This window comes from Rhodococcus sp. AZ1 (assembly GCF_054979605.1).
The window spans coordinates 167,919-188,165 of sequence record NZ_JBUEQF010000004.1; the positions used below are offsets into that span (position 1 = coordinate 167,919).

Sequence of the window (20,247 nt, forward strand, 5' to 3'; positions counted from 1 at the left end):
TCAGCGGCCGACCGCGCACGATCACCCTATGCGGACCGGATCCACCCGAATTCGCAGGTGCACCGGGATCCGGCGAGCTCCGATCACCGCGCGTGCCTGTGCCAGAGCGCGCGCCAGCGCTCCCCCGTCCTCGCGCGGGGTACGCACGATCAGACGTTCCACCACGTCCGGTTGCGACGGCCCATCGAATGGAACACGTTCGCCCGCCGGCAGATCGACCGGACCGAGCACCTCTGCGGACGCCGGTAGGTGGGCGGCCTCTATCAGAGCGGCGATCGACTCGGCAGACCCGTCGATCGCGACGAGTCGGGCGGCGGGCGGGAATCGCACCGACGCTCGCTCGGCCAGTTCGGCGCGCGCATGTCCGACCGGGTCCCACCGCACCAGCGCCTGCACGACGGGTAGCGCCGGGTCCGCGACCACGACCACCTCCCCGCCGTGTTCGGCGGACGCCACCAGAGTCGCCGCGCCCAACCAGTGCCGCAACGTCTGCTCGGTGGCCCGTAGATCGGGGCGGCCCAGCAGTGCCCAGCCGTCGAGCAGCAGGGCCGCGCCGTACCCGCCGGAAACCGATGGTTCGGCTCCCGGTGTCGCCACGACGAGCGCGGCCCGCGAGGAGACCTGATCGAGCACCGTCTCACCTCCCGAGACCTGCACCGGAACCCCGGAGAACGCGCGGCCGAGTTCTTCCGCGGTGCGCTCGGCACCGACCACCACGGCACGCAACGCCCGAGATCCACAGCGCGCACACCGGTACGCCGGATCGGCGATGCCGCACAGTGAGCAGGTGGCGGTGGTGTTCTCCGCACCTCGCGCCGACGGCAGGGCCAGCCGACCGTGACATCGACGGCACGACGCCGGGGTCCGACACCGTGCGCAGGCCAGCGACGGAACGTACCCGCGCCGCGGGACCTGGACCAGCACCGGCGACCCGGCGTCGAGAGCGCGCCGCGCCGCGGTGAAGGCGACGGCGGGCAGTCGCGCCGAGCGGGCCAGCGGATCGCGGGCGAGCGCTTCGTCGCTGTCGGCGGGTGCGACGATCCGTGCAGCCCGCGCACGCACCGCCACCCGCGGGGCCATCAGGTCGTGCGCCCACCCCGAGTCGACGAGCGACTGTGCCTCCGCGGTGCGGGCGTGGCCGCCGATCAGCACCCCGCATCCCGTCGCGTGGGCGCGCAGAAGGGCGACCTCCCGCGCGTGGGGATACGGCGCACGTTGCTCGGCGTGCGAGTCGTCCCCGTCGTCCCACACCACCACCAGACCGGGTCTGTCGATGGGGACGAACGCGGCAGCACGGGTTCCCACCACCACGCGTGCGGTGCCGCGCAGCGCCGCGAGCCAGCGCCGATACCGCGCGGCCGGGCCCAGCCCGGCCGAGAGTGCGACAACCGCATCCGCACCGATCAGCGATACGCACGCGCGCGAGACCCGGTCCAGATCGCGCTGGTCGGGAACGAGGACGAGCGTCCCGGCGCCCGACGCGGCGGTCACCGCGGCCGCCTCCGCGACGCGTACCGACCAGTCCTCCCCCGGCAGCGCCTGCCACACGGCTCTCGGTCGTCGCCCACCGGCGAGCGCGTCGAGAAAGTCGCCGCCGTGTTCGTAGCGCGCCCAGGAACTGCGGTCGGTCTCGGGGATCGGCGACGCGGCCCCGACGGTCGTCGGTTCGGCCTCGACTCGCGCATGGCGGGGTGGGATCGCCAGCCGCAGGACGTCCGAGCGGGTCCCCGCGTATCGCGCGGCCACCGCGTCGATCAACTGCAGCGTCTGCGGGGTGAGAACACGTTCCGGCGAGACAACCCGGTCCAGCCACCCCAGGTTCCCCGTGTGGTCGCTGGTCGCGGTGCGGGCGACGACGTACCCGTCGACGAGACGGCCGGAGAACCGAACTCGCACGCGCACGCCGGGCTGAGCGTCGGCGTCGACGTCGTCGGGCACCAGGTAGTCGAACTCACGATCGAGGTGCGACAACGCCAGCAGCGGTTGGACCCGCGCTACCGGCAGGTGCGGCGCAGCCGCGCGGGTGGGATCAGCCACCCACGGCGTCGCGCAGCTTCTGCGCCCGATCGGTGCTCTCCCATGGCAGTTCGATGTCGGTACGGCCGAAGTGGCCGTACGCAGCGGTCGGAGCGTAGATCGGTCGCAGCAGGTCGAGGTCGCGGATGATCGCGCCGGGTCGCAGGTCGAACACCTCGGTGATGGCCCTCTGGATCTTCGCCGGGTCCTCGGTTTCGGTGCCGAACGTCTCCACGAACAACCCGACCGGGGCGGCCTTACCGATCGCGTAGGCCACCTGGACCTCCACTCGCTCGGCCAGATCCGCGGCGACGACGTTCTTCGCCACCCACCGCATGGCGTAGGCGGCGCTGCGGTCGACCTTCGATGGGTCCTTGCCGGAGAACGCACCACCGCCGTGACGAGCCCACCCGCCGTAGGTGTCGACGATGATCTTGCGCCCGGTCAGGCCGGCGTCACCCATCGGGCCGCCGAGCACGAACTTTCCGGTGGGGTTGACCAGCAACCGCACATTCGACGTATCGAGGGTGGTGTCGCCGAGCTCGGCGAGCACCGCGTCGACCACGTGGGTGCGAATGTCGGGGGTCAGGAGCGTGTCGAGGTCGATATCCGCGGCGTGCTGGGTGGAGACCACCACGGTGTCCAGGCGCACCGCCCGCGTCCCCTCGTACTCGATGGTGACCTGGGTCTTGCCGTCCGGGCGCAGGTACGGCAGCACCTCGCTCTTGCGCACCTCGGTCAGCCGACGGGCCAGTCGGTGCGCGAGAGCGATGGGCAGGGGCATCAATTCGGGTGTGTCCTTGATCGCGTACCCGAACATCAGGCCCTGGTCGCCCGCACCCTGTCGGTCGATCTCGTCCTCGGTCAGCCCCTCGACACGGGATTCGTAGGCGTTGTCCACCCCCTGCGCGATCTCCGGGGACTGGGCCCCGATGGCCACATTGACTCCGCAGGAATTTCCGTCGAACCCCTTCGCCGACGAGTCGTAGCCGATCTCGAGGACCTTCTCGCGCACGATCGACGGGATGTCGGCGTACGCGGTGGTGTTCACCTCACCTGCGACGTGGACCTGCCCGGTGGTCACGAGGGTCTCCACGGCCACTCTGGCTCGCCGATCCTCGGACAGCAGGGCATCGAGGATCGAATCGGAGATGGCGTCACAGATCTTGTCGGGGTGTCCTTCGGTGACGGACTCACTGGTGAAGAGGCGGTTACCTGACTTACTCACGAAAATTCCCTCTCGGTGTCGAGCGTGGTGGTCACGAAAAGATGCTGGGGTCGACCGTCACGGTCGACACCGCAGTAGTGGCAGCAGCGCGTCGAGTACGTGAGAAGCGAGCAGAGCCTTGGACCCGTGCTCGATCGCCGACTCGGACCCGTCGGCAGAGAGGATCCAGCCGTCGTTGTCCTCCATCTCGAACGCCTTGCCATCGCCCACCGCGTTGACCACCAGCAGATCGCATCCCTTGCGTGCGAGCTTGGCGCGGGCATGGGTGAGCACGTCGCCCTGGGCGTCGCCCGTCTCCGCTGCGAACCCCACGATCGCGAGGTCGGCGGAGAGTCGGCCCTCGGACCGGGATTGCACCAGGGCGGCGAGGATGTCCTCGTTCTTCGTCAACGGGATCGACTCCGGCTCGTCGGATCCCTTCTTGATCTTGCTCGTCGCCAGTGTCGTGGGACGGAAATCGGCCACCGCAGCTGCCATGATCACCGCGTCGGCGCTCCCGGCGAGCGCAGCGACGGCGGCTGCCATCTCCGCGGCCGTCCGCACGTGCTCGACGGTGACGGCAGCGGGTGGTTCGAGGTCGCTGGTGTAACCGGAGACGAGGGTGACCCGAGCGCCGCGCTGAGCGGCCACGCGAGCGAGTGCATAACCCTGCTTGCCCGAGCTGCGGTTGCCGAGGAACCGCACGGGGTCGAGGGGTTCGCGTGTGCCGCCGGCGGAGACCACGATGTGGTGCCCGACGAGGTCGCGACCGAGGGCGCCCGGACGTTCGAGCACGAGGCGACCGACAGCGGCGATCTCGCCCGGTTCCGGTAGTCGACCCGCACCGGTGTCGGCGCCGGTCAGGCGCCCGGAGGCAGGTTCGATGACGACGGCGCCGCGGCTGCGCAGGGTATCGACGTTGGCCCGCGTGGCCGGGTGCTCCCACATCTCGGTGTGCATGGCCGGGGCGAAGACCACGGGGCAGTGCGCGGTGAGCAGGGTCGCCGTCAGCAGATCGTCGGCGCGACCGGCCGCCGCGCGAGCCAACAGGTCTGCGGTGGCGGGCGCGACGATCACCAGGTCTGCCTGTTGCCCCAACCGCACGTGCGGAACCTCGGGGACATCGGTGAAGACTCCCGCGGTCACCGGCTGCCCGGACAGCGCTTCGAAGGTCGCTGACCCGACGAACTGGAGCGCCGATTCGGTAGGGATCACACGAACGCGGTCACCCGCCTCGGTGAAGATCCGGATCAGGGTGCAGGCCTTGTAGGCGGCGATCCCACCGCCCACCCCGATGACGATGTTTCGCGCGCCGGAGACCTCGCGGGGCGGTGGACTTCCGGGAACCTGTCGACCGTCGGAGACCTCTGTCATTGCGCGATCCGAGGGGGCCGCCGATCGGGAACCGGACTCACTCGCCTTCGACGTGCTCGAGCAGGTCGGCGTGGATCTCACGCAAGGCGATCGAGAGGGGCTTCTCGTGCAGACCGGGCTCGACCAGCGGACCCACGTACTCGAGAATGCCGTCGCCGAGCTGGTTGTAGTAGTCGTTGATCTGGCGCGCGCGCTTGGCCGCGTAGATCACAAGCGCGTACTTCGACGACGTGCGGTCCAGCAGCTCGTCGATGGGCGGGTTGGTGATGCCCAGTGGAACGTCGTAGGCCGCCGCTTCGGCGCGGGGGGCGGACTCGAATGCGTGCGCTACGGAACTGCTCACTGAGAATTCTCCTGAGGGCTAGGTGGCGGCGTGGGATCGGTGGGACCGCCGACCAACAAGGATACCAAGCGATCCGCGGCTCGCTCGACATCGTCGTTGACGATGACCGTGTCGAACTCCGATCGAGCTGCCAACTCGGTGCGGGCCGTGGTAAGTCGACGCTCGATGACCTCCGGCGACTCGGTGCCGCGACCGACCAACCGCGAGACCAGCACCTCCCAACTGGGTGGCGCCATGAACACCAGCAAGGCCTGCGGCTCGCTGGTGCGGATAGCCCTCGCACCGGCGAGATCGACCTCGACAAGCACGGGCTCGCCTGCGGCGACGAGCCGACGAACAGGCTCGGCCGGTGTTCCGCTGCGCTGGAGCCCCCCGTGGATCTCGGCCCACTCGAGCATCTCGCCGCGAGCGACGAGACCGTCGAACTCGGCATCGCTGACGAAGTGATAATCACGCCCGTCCACCTCGCCCGGTCGAGGAGCACGGGTGGTGGCCGAGACGCTGAAGTTCAGCTCGGGAAGCCGTTCACGCACGCGCGCGACGACGCTGGACTTGCCTACGGCAGAGGGGCCGGCCAGAACAACCAGCCGACCCCTCGCTCCGGCATCATCCGGTGATGCCATGTCCTGTTCAGGCTTCGAAGTCGAACCTGGCCAGGAGCGCCTTGCGCTGACGGTCACCCAGTCCACGCAGACGGCGCGTAGGGGCGATCTCGAGCTCGGTCATGATTTCCTGCGCCTTGACCTTGCCGACCTTGGGCAGGGCCTCGAGCAGCGCACTCACCTTCATCTTGCCGAGGATTTCGTCTTCCTCCGCGTCCGAGAGCACCTGCTTGAGATCGGTTCCGCCTCGCTTGAGCCGGTCCTTGAGCTCAGCCCTGGCTCGACGCGCAGCAGCTGCCTTCTGCAGAGCAGCGGCGCGCTGCTCGTCGGTCAACTGGGGAAGGGCCACGGGTTCCTCCGTATTCGTAGATCTTGATGTGGGTTGATCCTGGTTCCGACCGACCTCCGGTGCGTCGATCGGGTTCGTTCTCGTGCTGCACCACGTGCGGCGCTTGCGACCGTACCGACGGGATCATCCGTTGGCGAGCCCCACCCCCCTTCACCTGCGGATCACCGGACCGTGTAGCGCTCGCGACGCCCGTGCTGCGTCGCCGTGCGAGGCCCGACGTCCCGCACGCCCGGTGAGAGCGAAAGGCGTTCCGGCACAATCGATCAGGACATCGCAGCGCGCACCACACTCGACGACGCCGACCGGCGGTCCGGTACGGGTGTGACGGATGGTGCCGTATGCGTCGGCGCGCAACTTTTTCCTCGTTCGCGCGTGTCGCGCGGCGCGGTCGCCGCTGATCGCTCCGCTCAGGTACCGGATGACGCCGGGGCCAGCACCGACTCGATCTCGTCGCGACAGGAGTGGACACTCGCGCGCAGAGCCGCGACGTCGGGCCCGGCAGCGAGAATCAGACGCGATGCCGCCGGTAGGACCCACCGGTGCACTCCGTCGAAGATGCGGGCGACATCCGCCGCGGTGGCGCCCTGTGCCCCGAGACCGGGTGCCAGGATCGGTCCTCCGAGATCGGCAAGGTCCACACCGTGATCGCGCGTCGCCCCGACGACCACACCCACCACGCCGCCGGCGGCGTTGACCGTGCGCGCACCGTCGATCACGGCCTGGGCCACGCTCACACCGTCGTTGCGCGCCCCCTGCAGACTCGCGCCCTCCGGATTGGACGTGCGTGCGAGCGCAATGACGCCGCGACCGGTCGACCGGGCCAGGTCGATGGCCGGATCGAGCGCACCGAAGCCGAGATACGGCGACGCTGTCACCGCATCCGAACACAGCGGGGACCGGTCACCGAGCCAGGCATCGGCGTACGCGGACATCGTCGAGCCGATGTCGCCTCGCTTGGCATCGGCGATCACCAGCGCCCCGCCTGCACGGCAGGCCGCGATCGTGCGTTCGAGCACCGCGATGCCTGCCGAGCCGAACCGCTCGAAGAACGCCACCTGAGGCTTGATCACCGCCGCCTCGGCGGCGAACGCCTGCACCGCCGCGTCGGCGAACCTCGCCAGGCCGTCGACGTCGTCACCGAGTCCCCACCGCGCGAGCAGACCGGGGTGCGGATCGATGCCGACGCACAGGCGCCCGCGATCGAGCACCGAGCGCAGATATCGGTCCGAGAAGGTTGTCACCGTGGACTCCGCTCCCGACCCGGAGCCGCTCATCGACCGGCGAGCAGGCGATGCATCTCCTGCAGCGAACGCACACCGATGTCGCCGGTGATGGCCGCTTCGATGCCGTGGACGGCAGCACCGGCTCCCTGCACCGTGGTGATACAGGGGATGTTGCGGGCCACGGCAGCGCTGCGGATCTCGTACCCGTCCACCCGGGGGCCACTGTTGCCGAACGGGGTGTTGAACACCATGTCCACCTCACCGTCGCGGATCAGGTCCACCACGCTGCGCTCCCCCTCCCCCAGGACGTCGGAATGCTTGCGGACCAACTCGCTGACCACGCCGTTGCGCAGCAGCATCTCCGCGGTCCCCTCGGTGGCGAGGATGCGGAAGCCGAGGGCCGCCAACCGCTTGATGGGGAACACCATCGCTCGCTTGTCCTTGTTGGCGATCGAGACGAACACCGAACCGGCTGTCGGCAAGGACCCGTACGCGGCGGTCTGACTCTTGGCGAACGCGGTTCCGAACGTCGCGTCGATTCCCATCACCTCGCCGGTGGACTTCATCTCCGGCGAGAGCAGGCTGTCGACTCCACTGCCGTCGACCTTGCGGAAACGGTTGAACGGCAGCACCGCCTCCTTCACCGCCACCGGAGCATCGGCACTGGTGGTACTGCCGTCACCGAACTCGGGCAGCACGCCCTCGGCCCGCAGGTCGGCGATACTCGCTCCGAGCATGATGCGGGCCGCAGCCTTCGCCAGCGGTACCGCGGTGGCCTTCGAGACGAAGGGCACCGTACGGCTCGCCCGCGGGTTGGCCTCGAGCACGTAGAGGATGTCGTCCTTGAGGGCGTACTGCACGTTCAGCAGGCCCTTCACCCCGATGCCGTGTGCCAGGGCCTGCGTGGACCGCCGCACGGCCTCGATATCGGTGTGCCCCAGGAAGATCGGCGGCAGGGCGCACGCCGAATCACCGGAGTGGATACCGGCCTCCTCGATGTGCTCCATCACACCACCGATGTAGACCTCGGTTCCGTCGCACAGTGCGTCGACGTCGATCTCGACCGCATCCTCGAGGAACCGGTCCACCAGCACGGGATGTTCGGGGGTCAATTCTGTGGCGCGCGAAATGTAGTCGTCGAGCGAGGTCTCGTCGTAGACGATCTCCATCCCACGTCCGCCCAACACGTACGACGGTCGAACCAGCACCGGGTAGCCGATCTCGGCGGCGATGGCCTTCGCGCCCTCGAACGTGGTGGCGGTGCCGAACTTCGCGGCCGGCAACCCGGCGGCGGCGAGCACCTTGCCGAACTCCCCGCGGTCCTCGGCCAGGTCGATCGCCTCGGGCGAGGTTCCCACGATGGGCACCCCCGCGTCGGCCAGACGCTGGGCCAGACCCAGTGGAGTCTGGCCGCCGAGCTGGACGATGACCCCGACGACGCCGGGGCCACCTGCGCCGGACTCCGTCTCCGCCCGGTACACCTCGAGGACGTCCTCGAACGTCAACGGTTCGAAGTACAGCCGATCGGCGGTGTCGTAGTCGGTGGAGACCGTCTCCGGGTTGCAGTTGACCATCACGGTCTCGAAGCCCGCCGCGGACAGTGTCGTGGCAGCGTGCACGCACGAGTAGTCGAACTCGATGCCCTGGCCGATGCGGTTGGGTCCCGACCCGAGGATCAGGACCTTGCTGCGCTGGGTCTGGGGGGCAACCTCGGTCTCTGCCGCGGGATCGAGCTCATAGGTCGAGTAGTGGTACGGAGTCTTGGCCTCGAACTCGGCGGCGCAGGTGTCGACCGTCTTGAAGACCGGCCGGACGCCGAGGCGTTCGCGTTCGGCTCGCACCGCGTCCTCGTCCGCGTAGTCCGCGCGCAGAACAGCGATCTGCCGATCGGAGAGACCTGCGCTCTTGGCCCGGCGCAACAGGTGCTCGCCGAGGGTCGGGGCGCTCTCGATCTCCGCACGTAGGGCAACGAGGGCGGCGATCTCCTCGACGAACCACGGGTCGATCCCCGAGGCCGCCGCCACCTGCTCGACACTCGCGCCGAGCCGCAACGCAAGCTCGACGTCGTAGATCCGGCCCTCGGTCGGTGTGCGCAGATCGTCGAGGACGGCCTGCACGTCGGTGGCTCGATCACCGGCCACCACCTCGTCCGCGCGCGTCCAGAAACCGGCCGACGTCGTTTCGAGCGAGCGCAGCACCTTGCCCAGCGCCTCGGAGAACGAACGGCCCAACGACATCGCCTCACCGACCGACTTCATCGTCGTGGTCAGTGTGCCGTCGGCGCCGGGGAACTTCTCGAACGCGAACCGAGGCGCCTTGACCACCACGTAGTCGAGCGTCGGTTCGAAGCACGCAGGGGTCTCGCGGGTGATGTCGTTGACGATCTCGTCGAGGGAGTACCCGACCGCGAGCTTCGCCGCGATCTTGGCGATCGGGAATCCCGTCGCCTTCGACGCCAACGCGCTCGACCGTGAGACACGGGGGTTCATCTCGATGACGATCAGGCGCCCGGTACGCGGATCCACCGCGAACTGGATGTTGCAGCCGCCGGTGTCGACGCCCACCTCACGCAGGATCGCGATCCCGAGATCGCGCATCGTCTGATATTCACGGTCGGTCAGGGTCATCGCCGGTGCGACCGTCATCGAGTCACCGGTGTGGACACCCATCGGGTCGACGTTCTCGATCGAACACACCACGACCACGTTGTCACGGCCGTCGCGCATGAGCTCGAGCTCGTATTCCTTCCACCCGTAGATCGACTCCTCGATCAACACGTTCGCCGACGGGGACGCCGCGAGCCCGCCCCCGGCCAACCGCTCGAGGTCCTCGAGGGTGTGGGCCATGCCCGAACCCAGGCCACCCATGGTGAAGCTGGGCCGGATCACCACCGGCAGCCCCAGTTCGGCCACGGTCTCGCGGACCTGATCCATGTCGAAACACACGCGCGAGCGTGCGCTCTCACCGCCCACCTTGGCCACGATGTCCTTGAACTTCTGACGATCCTCGCCGCGCTGGATCGCGTCGAAATCCGCGCCGATCAGTTCGACACCGTGCTTGGCCAGGATGCCCTGTTCGTGCAGCGCGACCGCGCAGTTCAGCGCCGTCTGACCACCCAGGGTCGCCAGCACCGCATCGATCGGATGCCCGGATGCCGCCTCACGCTCGATCACCTTCTCCACGAACTGCGCCGTGATGGGCTCGACGTAGGTGGCGTCGGCGAACTCGGGATCGGTCATGATCGTCGCGGGGTTGGAGTTGACCAGCGATACACGCAACCCCTCGGCGCGCAGAACGCGGCACGCCTGGGTTCCGGAGTAGTCGAACTCGCAAGCCTGGCCGATCACGATCGGACCCGACCCGATGACGAGAATGTGGTGCAGATCGGTCCTGCGTGGCATGTGTCATCCAACCTTGCTGTCGAGGAGAGAGGTGAACCGGTCGAACAGGTACTCCGCGTCGCGCGGTCCGGCTGCCGCCTCGGGGTGGTACTGGACCGAGAATGCCGAACCGTCCACCAGCGCAACACCTTCGACGGTTCCGTCGTTGGCGCACGTGTGGGTGATGATGGCGCGCCCGAAGGCAGTGTCGAACTCTTCCCCCGCCGAACCCTCGAGAGCGAAACCGTGGTTCTGGGCGGTGATCGCCACGCGGCCGGTTGCATGCTCGATGACCGGGATGTTGATGCCGCGGTGACCGAACGGCATCTTGTAGGTCCCTCGGCCGAGCGCGCGACCGAGAATCTGGTTTCCGAAGCAGATCCCGAACAGCGGGATCCGCTCGCCGAGAATCTGTTCGGTCAGGGCCACCGTGGCATCGGCCGTCGCAGGATCGCCCGGTCCGTTGGAGAGGAACACCCCGTCCGGGCGCAACTGAAGGACCTGCTCGGCAGTGATGGTCGAGGGCACCACATGCACTCGGATACCGCGCTGAGCGAACAGCCTGGGCGTGTTCGTCTTGATTCCGAGGTCGACCGCAACCACCGAGAACCGGGGCTCACCGCTCGGCTCCACGACGTATCCGTCGCCCGTCGTGGTGACCTCCGACGCCAGATCCGCCCCGAGCATCGCGGGCTGACTACGCACCGTCGCCAGCATCGACGCATCGTCGGCCAGGGCCGGTCCCGAGAAGATTCCCGCGGCCATCGACCCCCGCGTGCGTAGATGGCGCACCACGGCGCGTGTGTCGATACCCGCGATACCCACGACGCCCTGGCGTTCGAGTTCGGCGTCGAGCGTGCCGGTTGCGCGCCAGTTGGACGCGCGCCGACTGGGATTGCGAACGGCGTAGCCGGCGACCCACACGCGGGACTGCGCGGCATCACCGGTGGGCCCGACCGACTCGTCGTCCTCGTCGTTCCAGCCCGTGTTCCCGATCTGCGGGGCCGTCGCGATCACGATCTGCCGGTGGTAGCTGGGGTCGGTCAGTGTCTCCTGATAGCCGGTCATGCCGGTGCAGAAGACCGCCTCACCGAGGGTGGACCCCTCGGCGCCGAAGGACGTTCCGCGGAACACCCGGCCGTCCTCGAGAACGAGTGCCGCGGCGGTCGGCGAGGTCGATGAGCTCACTCGGAGTCCTCCTGTGTGCGATTCGATGTGTGGGGCCGGTCCTCGGGAAAGACATAGGGACCGAGATACGCGTACGCGTCGACCCACACCGGATAGACGTCCTTGTCGTCCCCGCGAAATCCGGTGTCGATCTCGGTGCCTGTGGGCAGCTCCCACCGGATCACCAGCAGTCCATCGCGGGTCATCACCTTGCCGGCCAGACCACGTTCGGTACGCACCGCGCGGATCGAGGGCTCGGGTATCCAGATCGGCGACTCGCCGGTGCGCTCGAGCAGGATCCCGGCGTCGTAGCGTGCCAGCGTGCACGTGGCACGGTGGCCGATGTCGCCCACAGCGATTCGGTCCTGCCAGCTCGGAGCCAGAGTGCTCCCGACGTAGAGTCCGGTGCTGGGCGCGATCAGTTGTGCTCCCAACTCCGACGGCACCGCGGGCAGAGTGCCGATGCTGTCGGCCTGGCGACGTTGTCGGCCGCGCCAGCCGCGCACGATCAGCCCGATCAGCGCAGCCCACAGCACGAAGAACCCCACCACCAGCAGAACTCTGTCCACCCTCACATCCCCTTTCCGGGTGTCGGCACCGGCACGACCGAGCCGCGGTCCGTCGTCTGCCGTCCGCGCAGGAAGGTCGCCACCACCCGTGCGCGCAGTGTCATCGCCTGATACGGCGTATTGGTCGACAGACTTGCCAGAGCGGTCGACTCGACGGTCCAGGTGGCGTCGGGGTCGACCAGCACGAGGTTCGCGGGCTCTCCCACCTCGAGGGGTCTGCCGTGATCGTCGAGTCCGACGATCTGCGCCGGCCGCTCGCTCATCACCCGGGCGACACCACGCCAATCGAGGAGACCCGGCTCGACCATGGTCTCGACCACTACGGACAGCGCCGTCTCCAGACCCAGCATGCCCGGCCGCGCCACCGCGAACTCACAGCACTTGTCCTGCTCGGCGTGAGGAGCGTGATCGGTTGCGACACAGTCGATCACCCCGGCAGCCAGACCGGCGCGCAGGGCCTCGACGTCGCTGCGTTCCCGCAGCGGCGGGTTGACCTTGTTCACCGCGTCGTAGCCCTCGAGGCGGGAGTCGTCCAGAAGCAGGTGATGAGGTGTCACCTCGGCGGTGATGTCGATACCCTGCGCCTTCGCCCACGTCAGCAACTCGACCGTTCCGGCCGTCGAGGCGTGGCAGATGTGAACGCGGGCCCCGGCGTCGCGGGCGAGCAGAGCGTCACGGGCGACGATGGACTCCTCGGCAGCGCGGGGCCACCCCGTCAGACCCAGGCGTGCGGCGGTGGGACCCTCGTGCGCGATCGCCCCGATCGTCAACCGCGGTTCCTCTGCGTGCTGAGCGATCAGAACACCGAGCCCGGACGCATACTCGAGTGCCCGGCGCATGATCAGCGGATCATCGACGCAGTGGCCGTCGTCGGAGAACATTCGGACACCGGCGACGCCCGCGGCCATCGTGCCCATCTCGGCGAGGGCTCGTCCCTCCAGCCCGACCGTGACGGCGCCGACCGGATGCACGTCCACCAGCCCGACCTCCCGGCCCCTGCGGTACACATGGTCGGTGATCACCACCGAGTCGGCCACCGGATCGGTGTTGGCCATGGCGAACACCGCGGTGTAACCGCCCAGAGCCGCTGCTGCGGAACCAGATTCGATGGTCTCGGTGTCCTCGCGCCCGGGCTCGCGGAGATGAGTGTGCAGGTCCACGAAGCCCGGCAACAGAAAGGCCCCGGTGCCGTCGACCAGTCTGGCATCACCGGCATCGAGAGTGCCGGGTGCGCCGATGGCAGCGATCACCTCGTCGGCCACCAGGACATCGGTCGGCTCGCCCGCGCCGTAGAGGCGAACCCCCGCGATCAGAACCCGGTCCATCTACGCCCCTTCCTCGAAGCCGATGAGCGAGCGGAACAGCACTGCCATGCGCACGTGAACGCCGTTGGTGACCTGGTCGAGCACCACGGTGCGGGGAGCGTCGGCGACGGAGAAACCGATTTCCATTCCGCGCAGCATCGGGCCCGGATGAAGGACCACGGCCCGCTCGGGGAGGAGTTCGAATCGTCTCTGCGACAGGCCGTATCCGATCGAGTACTCCCTCGCGGACGGAAAGAATCCGCCACTCATCCGCTCGGCCTGCACCCGCAGCATCATCACCGCATCGAGGGTCGCCAGCTCGGCATCGAGAGAGGACGACACCGTCACCGGCCAGGTCTCGATTCCGACGGGTAGCAGCGTTCGAGGCGCGACGATCACCACGTCGGCGCCGAGCATCGACAGCAACAGCGCATTCGAGCGTGCCACCCGACTGTGCAGAACGTCGCCGACGATGGCGATGCGGCGACCCTCGACCGATCCGAGCTTCTGGCGCAGGGTGAGCGCGTCGAGGAGCGCCTGGGTGGGGTGCTCGTGCGTTCCGTCACCGGCGTTGATCACCGCGGGCCCATCGCCGTGGCCTCCGGCGGTCCAGGCGGCGATCCGGTTGGCCGCGCCCGAGGCCGGATGGCGCACCACGAGCGCATCCGCGCCGGCCGCGCGCAACGTCAGCGCGGTGTCGCGCAGCGACTCGCCCTTCGACACCGAGGACGACGACGCACTGACATTGATCACGTCGGCGCTGAGCCATTTGCCCGCGACCTCGAACGACACACGGGTTCGTGTCGAATTCTCGTAGAAGACGGTCATGACGGTCTTGCCGCGCAAGGTCGGGAGCTTGCGCACATCGCGGCCCTCGAGCGCCTGCTGAAATCTCTCCGCTTCGTCGAGCAGCGCCGTCGCGGTGTCCGCGGTGAGGTCGGAGACCGCGAGCAGGTTTCGGCCGTTCACGAGGTCACCGGACCGGTGGAGATCTCCACGCCGTCGCGGCCGTCGTGCTCGACGAGCAACACCGACACGGCCTCGGTGCGCGAGGTCGGCACGTTCTTTCCCACGTAGTCCGCCCGCAGCGGCAACTCGCGGTGACCACGGTCGACCAGCACCGCCAACTGAACCGCCCGCGGGCGGCCGAGATCTCGCAGACCATCGAGCGCCGCACGCACCGAGCGGCCGGAGAACAGGACGTCGTCGACGAGGACCACCAGGGCACCGTCGACACCATCGTCGGGCACCGACGTGCGCTCGAGAGGCCGATGCGGTTTACCGCGAAGATCGTCGCGGTAGAGAGTGATGTCGAGGCTGCCCACGGAGGGTCGGCGCGAGGAGAATTCCTCGATCCGATCTGCCAGGCGCACCGCCAGGGTCGTTCCGCGGGTTGGTATCCCGAGCAGCACGACGGGCTGCGCATCGGGCGCGTCGATCGCGGTCTTCTCGATGATCTGGTGCGCCATGCGCGAAATGGTGCGGCCGACGTCTGCAGCGGACAACAATTCACGCGCAGACTCGGGCGAGGACGGCGTCACGCCGCAGACCTCCTTCCCCGCCTCACAGGACGGATCGTTAAAGGATGTCGATCGGGGCGACTATATCAGTCGGGTCCGCACCGAGCGGTCGGGTCCGCACCGAGCGGTCGGGTCCGGGACGAGCGGTCAGCTCTCGGACGCCGCCTCGGGAGCCGGACGGATCGCCGCGGCTGCCGCCCGCACCTGCGGTGCCACCGTCACGATGCGCCCGAGCACACCGTTGACGAAGCCCGGAGAGTCGTCGGTGGACAGTTCCTTCGCCAACTCGACAGCCTCGTCGACCACCACCACGGGCGGAACGTCGTCGCCGTGCAGCAGTTCCCACACCGCCACGCGCAGCACTGCACGGTCGACGGCGGGAAGTCGTTCGAGAGTCCACTCACGCAGGTGATCGGCGATCACCGCATCGACCCGGTCCAGGTTCTCCGCGACGCCGGCGACCAGGATCTGCGTGTAGGCCGGCATCGGCGCCACGGAGTCCTCGGTGGTGGAGAGCACCGAACGCTCCCGAGCCAGCTCGACCGGGTCGAGATCTCGAGCCTCGGACTCGAACAGGACGTCCACAGCGCGCCGACGTGCCTTGTGCCGAGCGCCGAGCTTCTTGCGATCGGCCACGCTAGGAGTTCACACGCCCGAGGTAGTTGCCGTCGCGCGAGTCGATCTTGAGCTTGTCGCCGGTGTTGATGAACAACGGCACCTGGATCTCGGCACCGGTCTCGAGGGTGGCCGGCTTGGTGCCACCGGTGGAGCGGTCGCCCTGCAGGCCCGGATCGGTGTGCTGAACCTCGAGCTCGACCGTCACGGGCAGCTCGACGTAGAGCGGAACGCCTTCGTGCATCGCCACCTGCACCTGCAGGTTCTCGAGAAGGAACCGGGCCCCGTCACCGACGGTGGCCTCGGCGATGGAGTGCTGGTCGTAGGTCTCGCCGTCCATGAACACGTAGTCCGAACCGTCGTGGTAGAGGTAGGTCATGTCCCGGCGATCGACCGTGGCCGTCTCGACCTTCACACCGGCATTGAAGGTCTTGTCCACGACCTTGCCCGACAGCACGTTCTTGAGCTTGGTACGTACGAAGGCAGGCCCCTTGCCGGGCTTGACGTGCTGGAACTCGACGATCGACCAGAGCTGGGAATCGATGTTCAGGACGAGCCCGTTCTTGAAATCGCTGGTGGAAGCCACGTGCTTCGCATCTCCTTGACTATCGCGTCGATCCGGGGGGCGCCTCGACTGCGCCGCCGAGAAGTGTACCGGTGAGCTGCGCCGCCTTTTCTCACGCCGAGGGCGCGAGGTCCACAGCGCGCCGAAACTGTGGGGAACGACACCGCCGCCCTGACCGTCGAATAGTCTGTCCGCATGAATGGATGGCTGGTTCGAGGTCTCGGCATGACCCTGGTGCACGTGATCTCACGGATCGTGCTCGCGTACCTGATCGCCGATCACCCTCTCGCGGGGTCGCCGCTGCGCACCAGCACCCTGCTCATCGTGATCGCGGTGGCAGCGATCTGGGGTGGCGTGGACGGTCTGCGCGACCGACGCGCCAACCCCGACCCCGACGACTCCGCCGATCTGACGATGCTGTGGCTCAAGGCCTCCGTCGTTGCAGGCCTCGGATCGGGTCTGATCACCTGGATCGTGAGCCTGTTCTCGCCGGTTCCGATCACCTCCAACTCGATCTTCTTCGAGATCACCTCTGGGGCCGCGTTCACGATTCTGCTCGTCTTCGTGCCGACCGTGCTCGCCGCGGGACTCGGTCGCCTCATCGCGGGCCGCGAGCAGCGAAAGAACGGGCTCGAGCTCCCTGTTCGCCGTCGAACCAAGACCCGTGACGCCGGCCCGGCACACCTCGGCGATGCAGCAGACGAGACGGTGTCGATGGCCAAGGGTGGTCGCCACCAGGCGGCGGCGGACACCGATCCCGACACCGAGGTGTTCGCCGCGATTCCCAGCGATGCGGACCCTGCCACCTCGACCGAGCCCCGCGACCGCTGACCGGGACACGTCAGAGCAGGACGCCGGTCCCGACCGGTTCGTCGCGCGCGATCGCCGAGTAGGCCGCCGCCAGCAGCGCCGGATCCGGCCCCTCCAGACGGCCGGGCTTGGCGAGGCCGTCGAGCACCACGAACCGCAGCATCCCCGCACGGTTCTTCTTGTCGGTCTGCATACCCTCGAGGAGCTGCGCGAAGGCATCGGAGTCGTAGCTGACCGGCAGACCGACCGAGGTGAGGACACTTCGGTGACGATCGGCCGTCGCATCGTCGAGCCTGCCTGCCAGACGGCCCAGCTCGGCGGCGAACACCAGCCCGACGGCCACCGCAGCTCCGTGACGCCACCGATACTTCTCGCGCCGCTCGATCGCGTGGCCGAGCGTGTGCCCGTAGTTGAGGATTTCCCGGAGGTCCGCCTCCTGCAGGTCGGCTGCCACCACCGATGCCTTGACCTCGATGGAGCGTCGAATCAGCTCGGGCAGAACGGATCCCCCCGGGTCCAGGGCCTTTTCGGGATCTGCCTCGATCATGTCGAGGATCACCGGGTCCGCGATGAATCCCGTCTTGATCACCTCGGCGAGACCGGACACGATCTCGTGTCGCGGCACTGTCTCGAGCGTGGCGAGGTCGACGAACACCGCGGACGGCTCGTGGAAGGCCCCGACGAGGTTCTTGCCCGCCTCGGTGTTGATTCCCGTTTTCCCGCCCACGGCCGCGTCGACCATCGCCAGGAGCGTGGTCGGCACGTGCACCACACGCACTCCGCGCATCCAGGTGGCCGCCACGAAACCGGCGAGGTCGGTCGCTGCACCGCCACCGAGGCCCACCACCGCATCCCGCCGGGTCAGACCGATGCGTCCAAGTACATCCCAGCAGAAACCGGCGACGGCCAGATCCTTGCCGTCCTCGGCATCGGGAATCTCGACGCGATGAGCGTCGATCCCTGCTTCGGCCAACGCGCTTCGCAACACCTCGGCCGTCTCGGCGAGTGGGGGCTGATGGAAGATCGCCACCGTCCGGGTGCCGGCGAGGGATTCCACGATATCGCCGAGCAGTCCCCTTCCGATCACGACGGGGTACGGCGACGCCGATCGAACATCGACCTGCACGGGCTCTTCCACGGGCTGTTCTCCGTTTCGGTTCTCGGTGGTGGTCACGTCGACTGCGGACCCCGGCCGGGAAACGGGCCGGGCAGTGGCACCGGCCGATCCCGTTCGACCGGTGGCGGCGACGTCGGTGTGGGAGGTACCGGCGGGGGCGTTGATGCCGCCGGGTTTGTGGATTGGCTATGCGCCCCCGTCGATCGAGCGACGCCGCCACGGGAGCGCCCGCCCCGTCGACGGTGTCGCCGCGCCGTGGCGACCGGATCGGTCGGTGTGGCGCCACGAGTGCGGGCCCGCTCCCTCGCCGCCGCCACCGCAGGGTTCGACGGGTCGATGCTGGCGAGGATCTGGGCCACCACCCGCGCGGGGCTGCGGCCGTCGGTGCGCACCCGCAGCGTGGACACACCACGGTAGATCGGACGCCGTCTGCGCATCAGATCCCGGTACGCCGATCGCGGGTCAGCCCCGGCTAGCAGAGGCCTGGTGGAGTGGGAACCGGTGCGGCGCAAACCTTCCCCCACGCTGATCTCGAGGTAGATCACGGTGTGTCCGCGCAGCGCGGCTCGGGTGCGGGGCGAGAGCACAGCCCCACCGCCGAGCGAGAGCACACCCGTCTGCGAGCCGAGCGCCTCGATGACCACCTTCTCCTCGAGCTCACGGAACGCAGATTCGCCGTCGGTGGCGAAGATTTCTGCGATGGTGCGCCCGGCCTGCGCTTCGACAGCAGCGTCGGTGTCGAGGATCGTCACCCCCAACGCGGTTGCCAATCGACGCCCGATCGTGGACTTGCCCGCACCTGGAGGCCCGACCAGCACCGCCCGCGGGCCCGTGGGGATCGTCGGTGACTCGCGGGTGGGATCGGTGCTCATCTGCAGGCCGATGTCACGGGCCGACCGCGGTGCGCTGATCCACCACGTCCAGGTAGCTGCGAACATTGCGCTTCGTCTCGGCGAGAGAATCACCGCCGAACTTCTCGAGCGCCGCCTGCGCGAGCACCAGCGCCACCATGGTCTCGGCCACCACACCCGCGGCGGGGACCGCGCACACGTCGCTGCGGTGGTGGTTGGCCGTCGCGGCTGCACCGGTGCTCATGTCGATGGTCGCCAGAGCCCGCGGCACCGTCGAGATCGGCTTCATCGCGGCCCGCACCCGCAGGGCGGCGCCGTTGGTCATGCCGCCCTCGAGTCCGCCGGCGCGGTTGGTGGCGCGCAGTGACCCGTCGGCGCCGCGTACGAGCTCGTCGTGGGCCGCACTCCCCCGGCGGCGCGCGGTCTCGAATCCATCGCCGACCTCGACGCCCTTGATCGCCTGAATCCCCATGAGTGCACCGGCGAGCCTCGAATCGAGTCGCTGCTCACCGCTGACGAACGAACCGAGGCCGATCGGCAATCCGTGCACCACCACTTCCACCACACCGCCGAGGGTGTCGCCGTCCTTCTTCGCCGCCTCGATCTCGGCGATCATCGACGCCTCGACCTCGGGATCGAACGCGCGCACCGGACTGGCGTCGATGCGGTCGAGATCTGCGTAGGTCGGCTCGACCCCGGTGTGGGGCTCGCTGGCACCGATGGACACGACGTGGGAGAGAACCTCGACCCCGAGCGCCTGACGCAGGAATTGCCGGGCGACGGTGCCCACGGCAACCCGGGCGGCCGTCTCGCGCGCACTCGCCCGCTCGAGAATCGGCCGGGCATCGTCGTAGCCGTACTTGAGCATCCCGGAGAAGTCTGCGTGGCCGGGCCGAGGACGGGTCAGCGGGGCGTTGCGCGCGATACCCGCGAGCTCCTCGGGGTCGACGGGATCGGCGGACATCACCACCTCCCACTTGGGCCATTCGGTGTTGCCGACCTCGATCGCGACGGGACCACCCATCGTGGAACCGTGCCGCACCCCGCCGACGATGGTGACCTTGTCGGCCTCGAACTTCATCCGCGCACCGCGTCCGTACCCGAGGCGCCGACGCGCCAGTTGCCCGGCGATGTCGTCGGTGGTCACCTCGACACCCGCCACCATCCCATCGAGGACGGCGACCAGGGCAGGGCCATGGGATTCTCCGGCAGTGATCCAGCGCAGCACCCCCTCA

19 protein-coding genes are annotated in these 20,247 nt (G+C 68.6%); 1 reads left to right on the plus strand and 18 read right to left on the minus strand.

Features of this window, described 5'->3' with window-relative positions; genetic code table 11:
• Positions 1–21: 21 nt before the first annotated feature.
• From ACY48E_RS06850 to efp, 15 genes are all read right to left on the minus strand, one after another.
• Entirely contained in the window at positions 22–2,037 is a 2,016-nt protein-coding gene (locus ACY48E_RS06850) for a primosomal protein N' (protein ID WP_462871388.1), read from the minus strand.
• On the minus strand, positions 2,030–3,244 hold the full coding sequence (metK, locus tag ACY48E_RS06855; protein ID WP_462871389.1) for a methionine adenosyltransferase: 1,215 nt from the start codon (positions 3,242–3,244) through the stop codon (positions 2,030–2,032). The genes ACY48E_RS06850 and metK overlap by 8 nt, the downstream gene beginning before the upstream one ends.
• 57 nt (positions 3,245–3,301) lie before the next feature.
• Positions 3,302–4,597 (minus strand): bifunctional phosphopantothenoylcysteine decarboxylase/phosphopantothenate--cysteine ligase CoaBC, encoded by a 1,296-nt coding sequence (gene coaBC / locus ACY48E_RS06860; RefSeq protein WP_462871390.1) that lies wholly within the window; start codon positions 4,595–4,597, stop codon positions 3,302–3,304.
• 37 nt (positions 4,598–4,634) lie between these two features.
• Positions 4,635–4,940 carry a DNA-directed RNA polymerase subunit omega gene (gene rpoZ, locus ACY48E_RS06865; protein WP_462871391.1) on the minus strand — a complete coding sequence of 102 codons (306 nt, stop codon included), beginning with the start codon at positions 4,938–4,940 and terminating at the stop codon, positions 4,635–4,637.
• Positions 4,937–5,563 (minus strand): guanylate kinase, encoded by a 627-nt coding sequence (gmk, locus tag ACY48E_RS06870; RefSeq protein ID WP_462871392.1) that lies wholly within the window; start codon positions 5,561–5,563, stop codon positions 4,937–4,939. Before gmk ends, rpoZ begins: the two co-directional genes overlap by 4 nt.
• A gap of 7 nt (positions 5,564–5,570) precedes the next feature.
• On the minus strand, positions 5,571–5,891 hold the full coding sequence (gene mihF / locus ACY48E_RS06875) for an integration host factor, actinobacterial type (RefSeq protein ID WP_462871393.1): 321 nt from the start codon (positions 5,889–5,891) through the stop codon (positions 5,571–5,573).
• Between the two features lie 407 nt (positions 5,892–6,298).
• Positions 6,299–7,165 carry an orotidine-5'-phosphate decarboxylase gene (gene pyrF, locus ACY48E_RS06880; protein ID WP_462871394.1) on the minus strand — a complete coding sequence of 289 codons (867 nt, stop codon included), beginning with the start codon at positions 7,163–7,165 and terminating at the stop codon, positions 6,299–6,301.
• Entirely contained in the window at positions 7,162–10,515 is a 3,354-nt protein-coding gene (gene carB, locus ACY48E_RS06885; RefSeq protein ID WP_462871395.1) for a carbamoyl-phosphate synthase large subunit, read from the minus strand. Before carB ends, pyrF begins: the two co-directional genes overlap by 4 nt.
• Before the next feature lie 3 nt (positions 10,516–10,518).
• Positions 10,519–11,682: a glutamine-hydrolyzing carbamoyl-phosphate synthase small subunit gene (carA, locus tag ACY48E_RS06890; protein WP_462871396.1), complete on the minus strand. Its 1,164-nt coding sequence runs from the start codon at positions 11,680–11,682 to the stop codon at positions 10,519–10,521.
• Positions 11,679–12,236, minus strand: coding sequence for a PH-like domain-containing protein (locus tag ACY48E_RS06895; RefSeq protein WP_462871397.1), 558 nt, complete (start codon positions 12,234–12,236; stop codon positions 11,679–11,681). The genes carA and ACY48E_RS06895 overlap by 4 nt, the downstream gene beginning before the upstream one ends.
• The gene (locus tag ACY48E_RS06900; RefSeq protein ID WP_462871398.1) at positions 12,233–13,555 is read right to left on the minus strand and encodes a dihydroorotase; all 1,323 of its coding nucleotides are present in this window, start codon (positions 13,553–13,555) and stop codon (positions 12,233–12,235) included. Before ACY48E_RS06900 ends, ACY48E_RS06895 begins: the two co-directional genes overlap by 4 nt.
• A complete protein-coding gene (locus tag ACY48E_RS06905; protein WP_462871531.1) occupies positions 13,556–14,488 on the minus strand; it encodes an aspartate carbamoyltransferase catalytic subunit in 933 nt (310 codons plus the stop codon).
• Between the two features lie 11 nt (positions 14,489–14,499).
• The gene (pyrR, locus tag ACY48E_RS06910) at positions 14,500–15,075 is read right to left on the minus strand and encodes a bifunctional pyr operon transcriptional regulator/uracil phosphoribosyltransferase PyrR (RefSeq protein WP_462871399.1); all 576 of its coding nucleotides are present in this window, start codon (positions 15,073–15,075) and stop codon (positions 14,500–14,502) included.
• Between the two features lie 126 nt (positions 15,076–15,201).
• Complete coding sequence (gene nusB / locus ACY48E_RS06915; RefSeq protein WP_462871400.1) at positions 15,202–15,690, minus strand: transcription antitermination factor NusB; 489 nt, start codon at positions 15,688–15,690, stop codon at positions 15,202–15,204.
• A gap of 1 nt (position 15,691) precedes the next feature.
• Positions 15,692–16,255: an elongation factor P gene (gene efp, locus ACY48E_RS06920; protein ID WP_462871401.1), complete on the minus strand. Its 564-nt coding sequence runs from the start codon at positions 16,253–16,255 to the stop codon at positions 15,692–15,694.
• A 174-nt stretch (positions 16,256–16,429) separates the two neighbouring features.
• On the opposite strand from efp, the gene ACY48E_RS06925 reads away from it, so the two are divergent.
• Positions 16,430–17,065 carry a B-4DMT family transporter gene (locus tag ACY48E_RS06925; protein WP_462871402.1) on the plus strand — a complete coding sequence of 212 codons (636 nt, stop codon included), beginning with the start codon at positions 16,430–16,432 and terminating at the stop codon, positions 17,063–17,065.
• Positions 17,066–17,075: 10 nt separating this feature from the next.
• On the opposite strand, the gene aroB is transcribed toward ACY48E_RS06925, so the two are convergent.
• From aroB to aroC, 3 genes are read right to left on the minus strand one after another with little or no spacing between them, the layout of a single operon-like run.
• Positions 17,076–18,182, minus strand: coding sequence for a 3-dehydroquinate synthase (gene aroB / locus ACY48E_RS06930; RefSeq protein WP_462871403.1), 1,107 nt, complete (start codon positions 18,180–18,182; stop codon positions 17,076–17,078).
• 32 nt (positions 18,183–18,214) lie between these two features.
• Positions 18,215–19,033, minus strand: coding sequence for a shikimate kinase (locus tag ACY48E_RS06935; protein ID WP_462871532.1), 819 nt, complete (start codon positions 19,031–19,033; stop codon positions 18,215–18,217).
• Positions 19,034–19,046: 13 nt separating this feature from the next.
• Positions 19,047–20,240: a chorismate synthase gene (gene aroC, locus ACY48E_RS06940; protein WP_462871404.1), complete on the minus strand. Its 1,194-nt coding sequence runs from the start codon at positions 20,238–20,240 to the stop codon at positions 19,047–19,049.
• Positions 20,241–20,247 lie beyond the last annotated feature (7 nt).

Bases quoted from the DNA above. Each gene is read 5' to 3' on its own strand.
- pyrF (WP_462871394.1), bottom strand. From the start codon at position 7,165: ATGAGCGGCTCCGGGTCGGGAGCGGAGTCCACGGTGACAACCTTCTCG.
- carB (WP_462871395.1), bottom strand. From the start codon at position 10,515: ATGCCACGCAGGACCGATCTGCACCACATTCTCGTCATCGGGTCGGGT.
- ACY48E_RS06925 (WP_462871402.1), top strand. From the start codon at position 16,430: ATGAATGGATGGCTGGTTCGAGGTCTCGGCATGACCCTGGTGCACGTG.
- ACY48E_RS06900 (WP_462871398.1), bottom strand. From the start codon at position 13,555: ATGGACCGGGTTCTGATCGCGGGGGTTCGCCTCTACGGCGCGGGCGAG.
- ACY48E_RS06935 (WP_462871532.1), bottom strand. From the start codon at position 19,033: ATGAGCACCGATCCCACCCGCGAGTCACCGACGATCCCCACGGGCCCG.
- gmk (WP_462871392.1), bottom strand. From the start codon at position 5,563: ATGGCATCACCGGATGATGCCGGAGCGAGGGGTCGGCTGGTTGTTCTG.
- coaBC (WP_462871390.1), bottom strand. From the start codon at position 4,597: ATGACAGAGGTCTCCGACGGTCGACAGGTTCCCGGAAGTCCACCGCCC.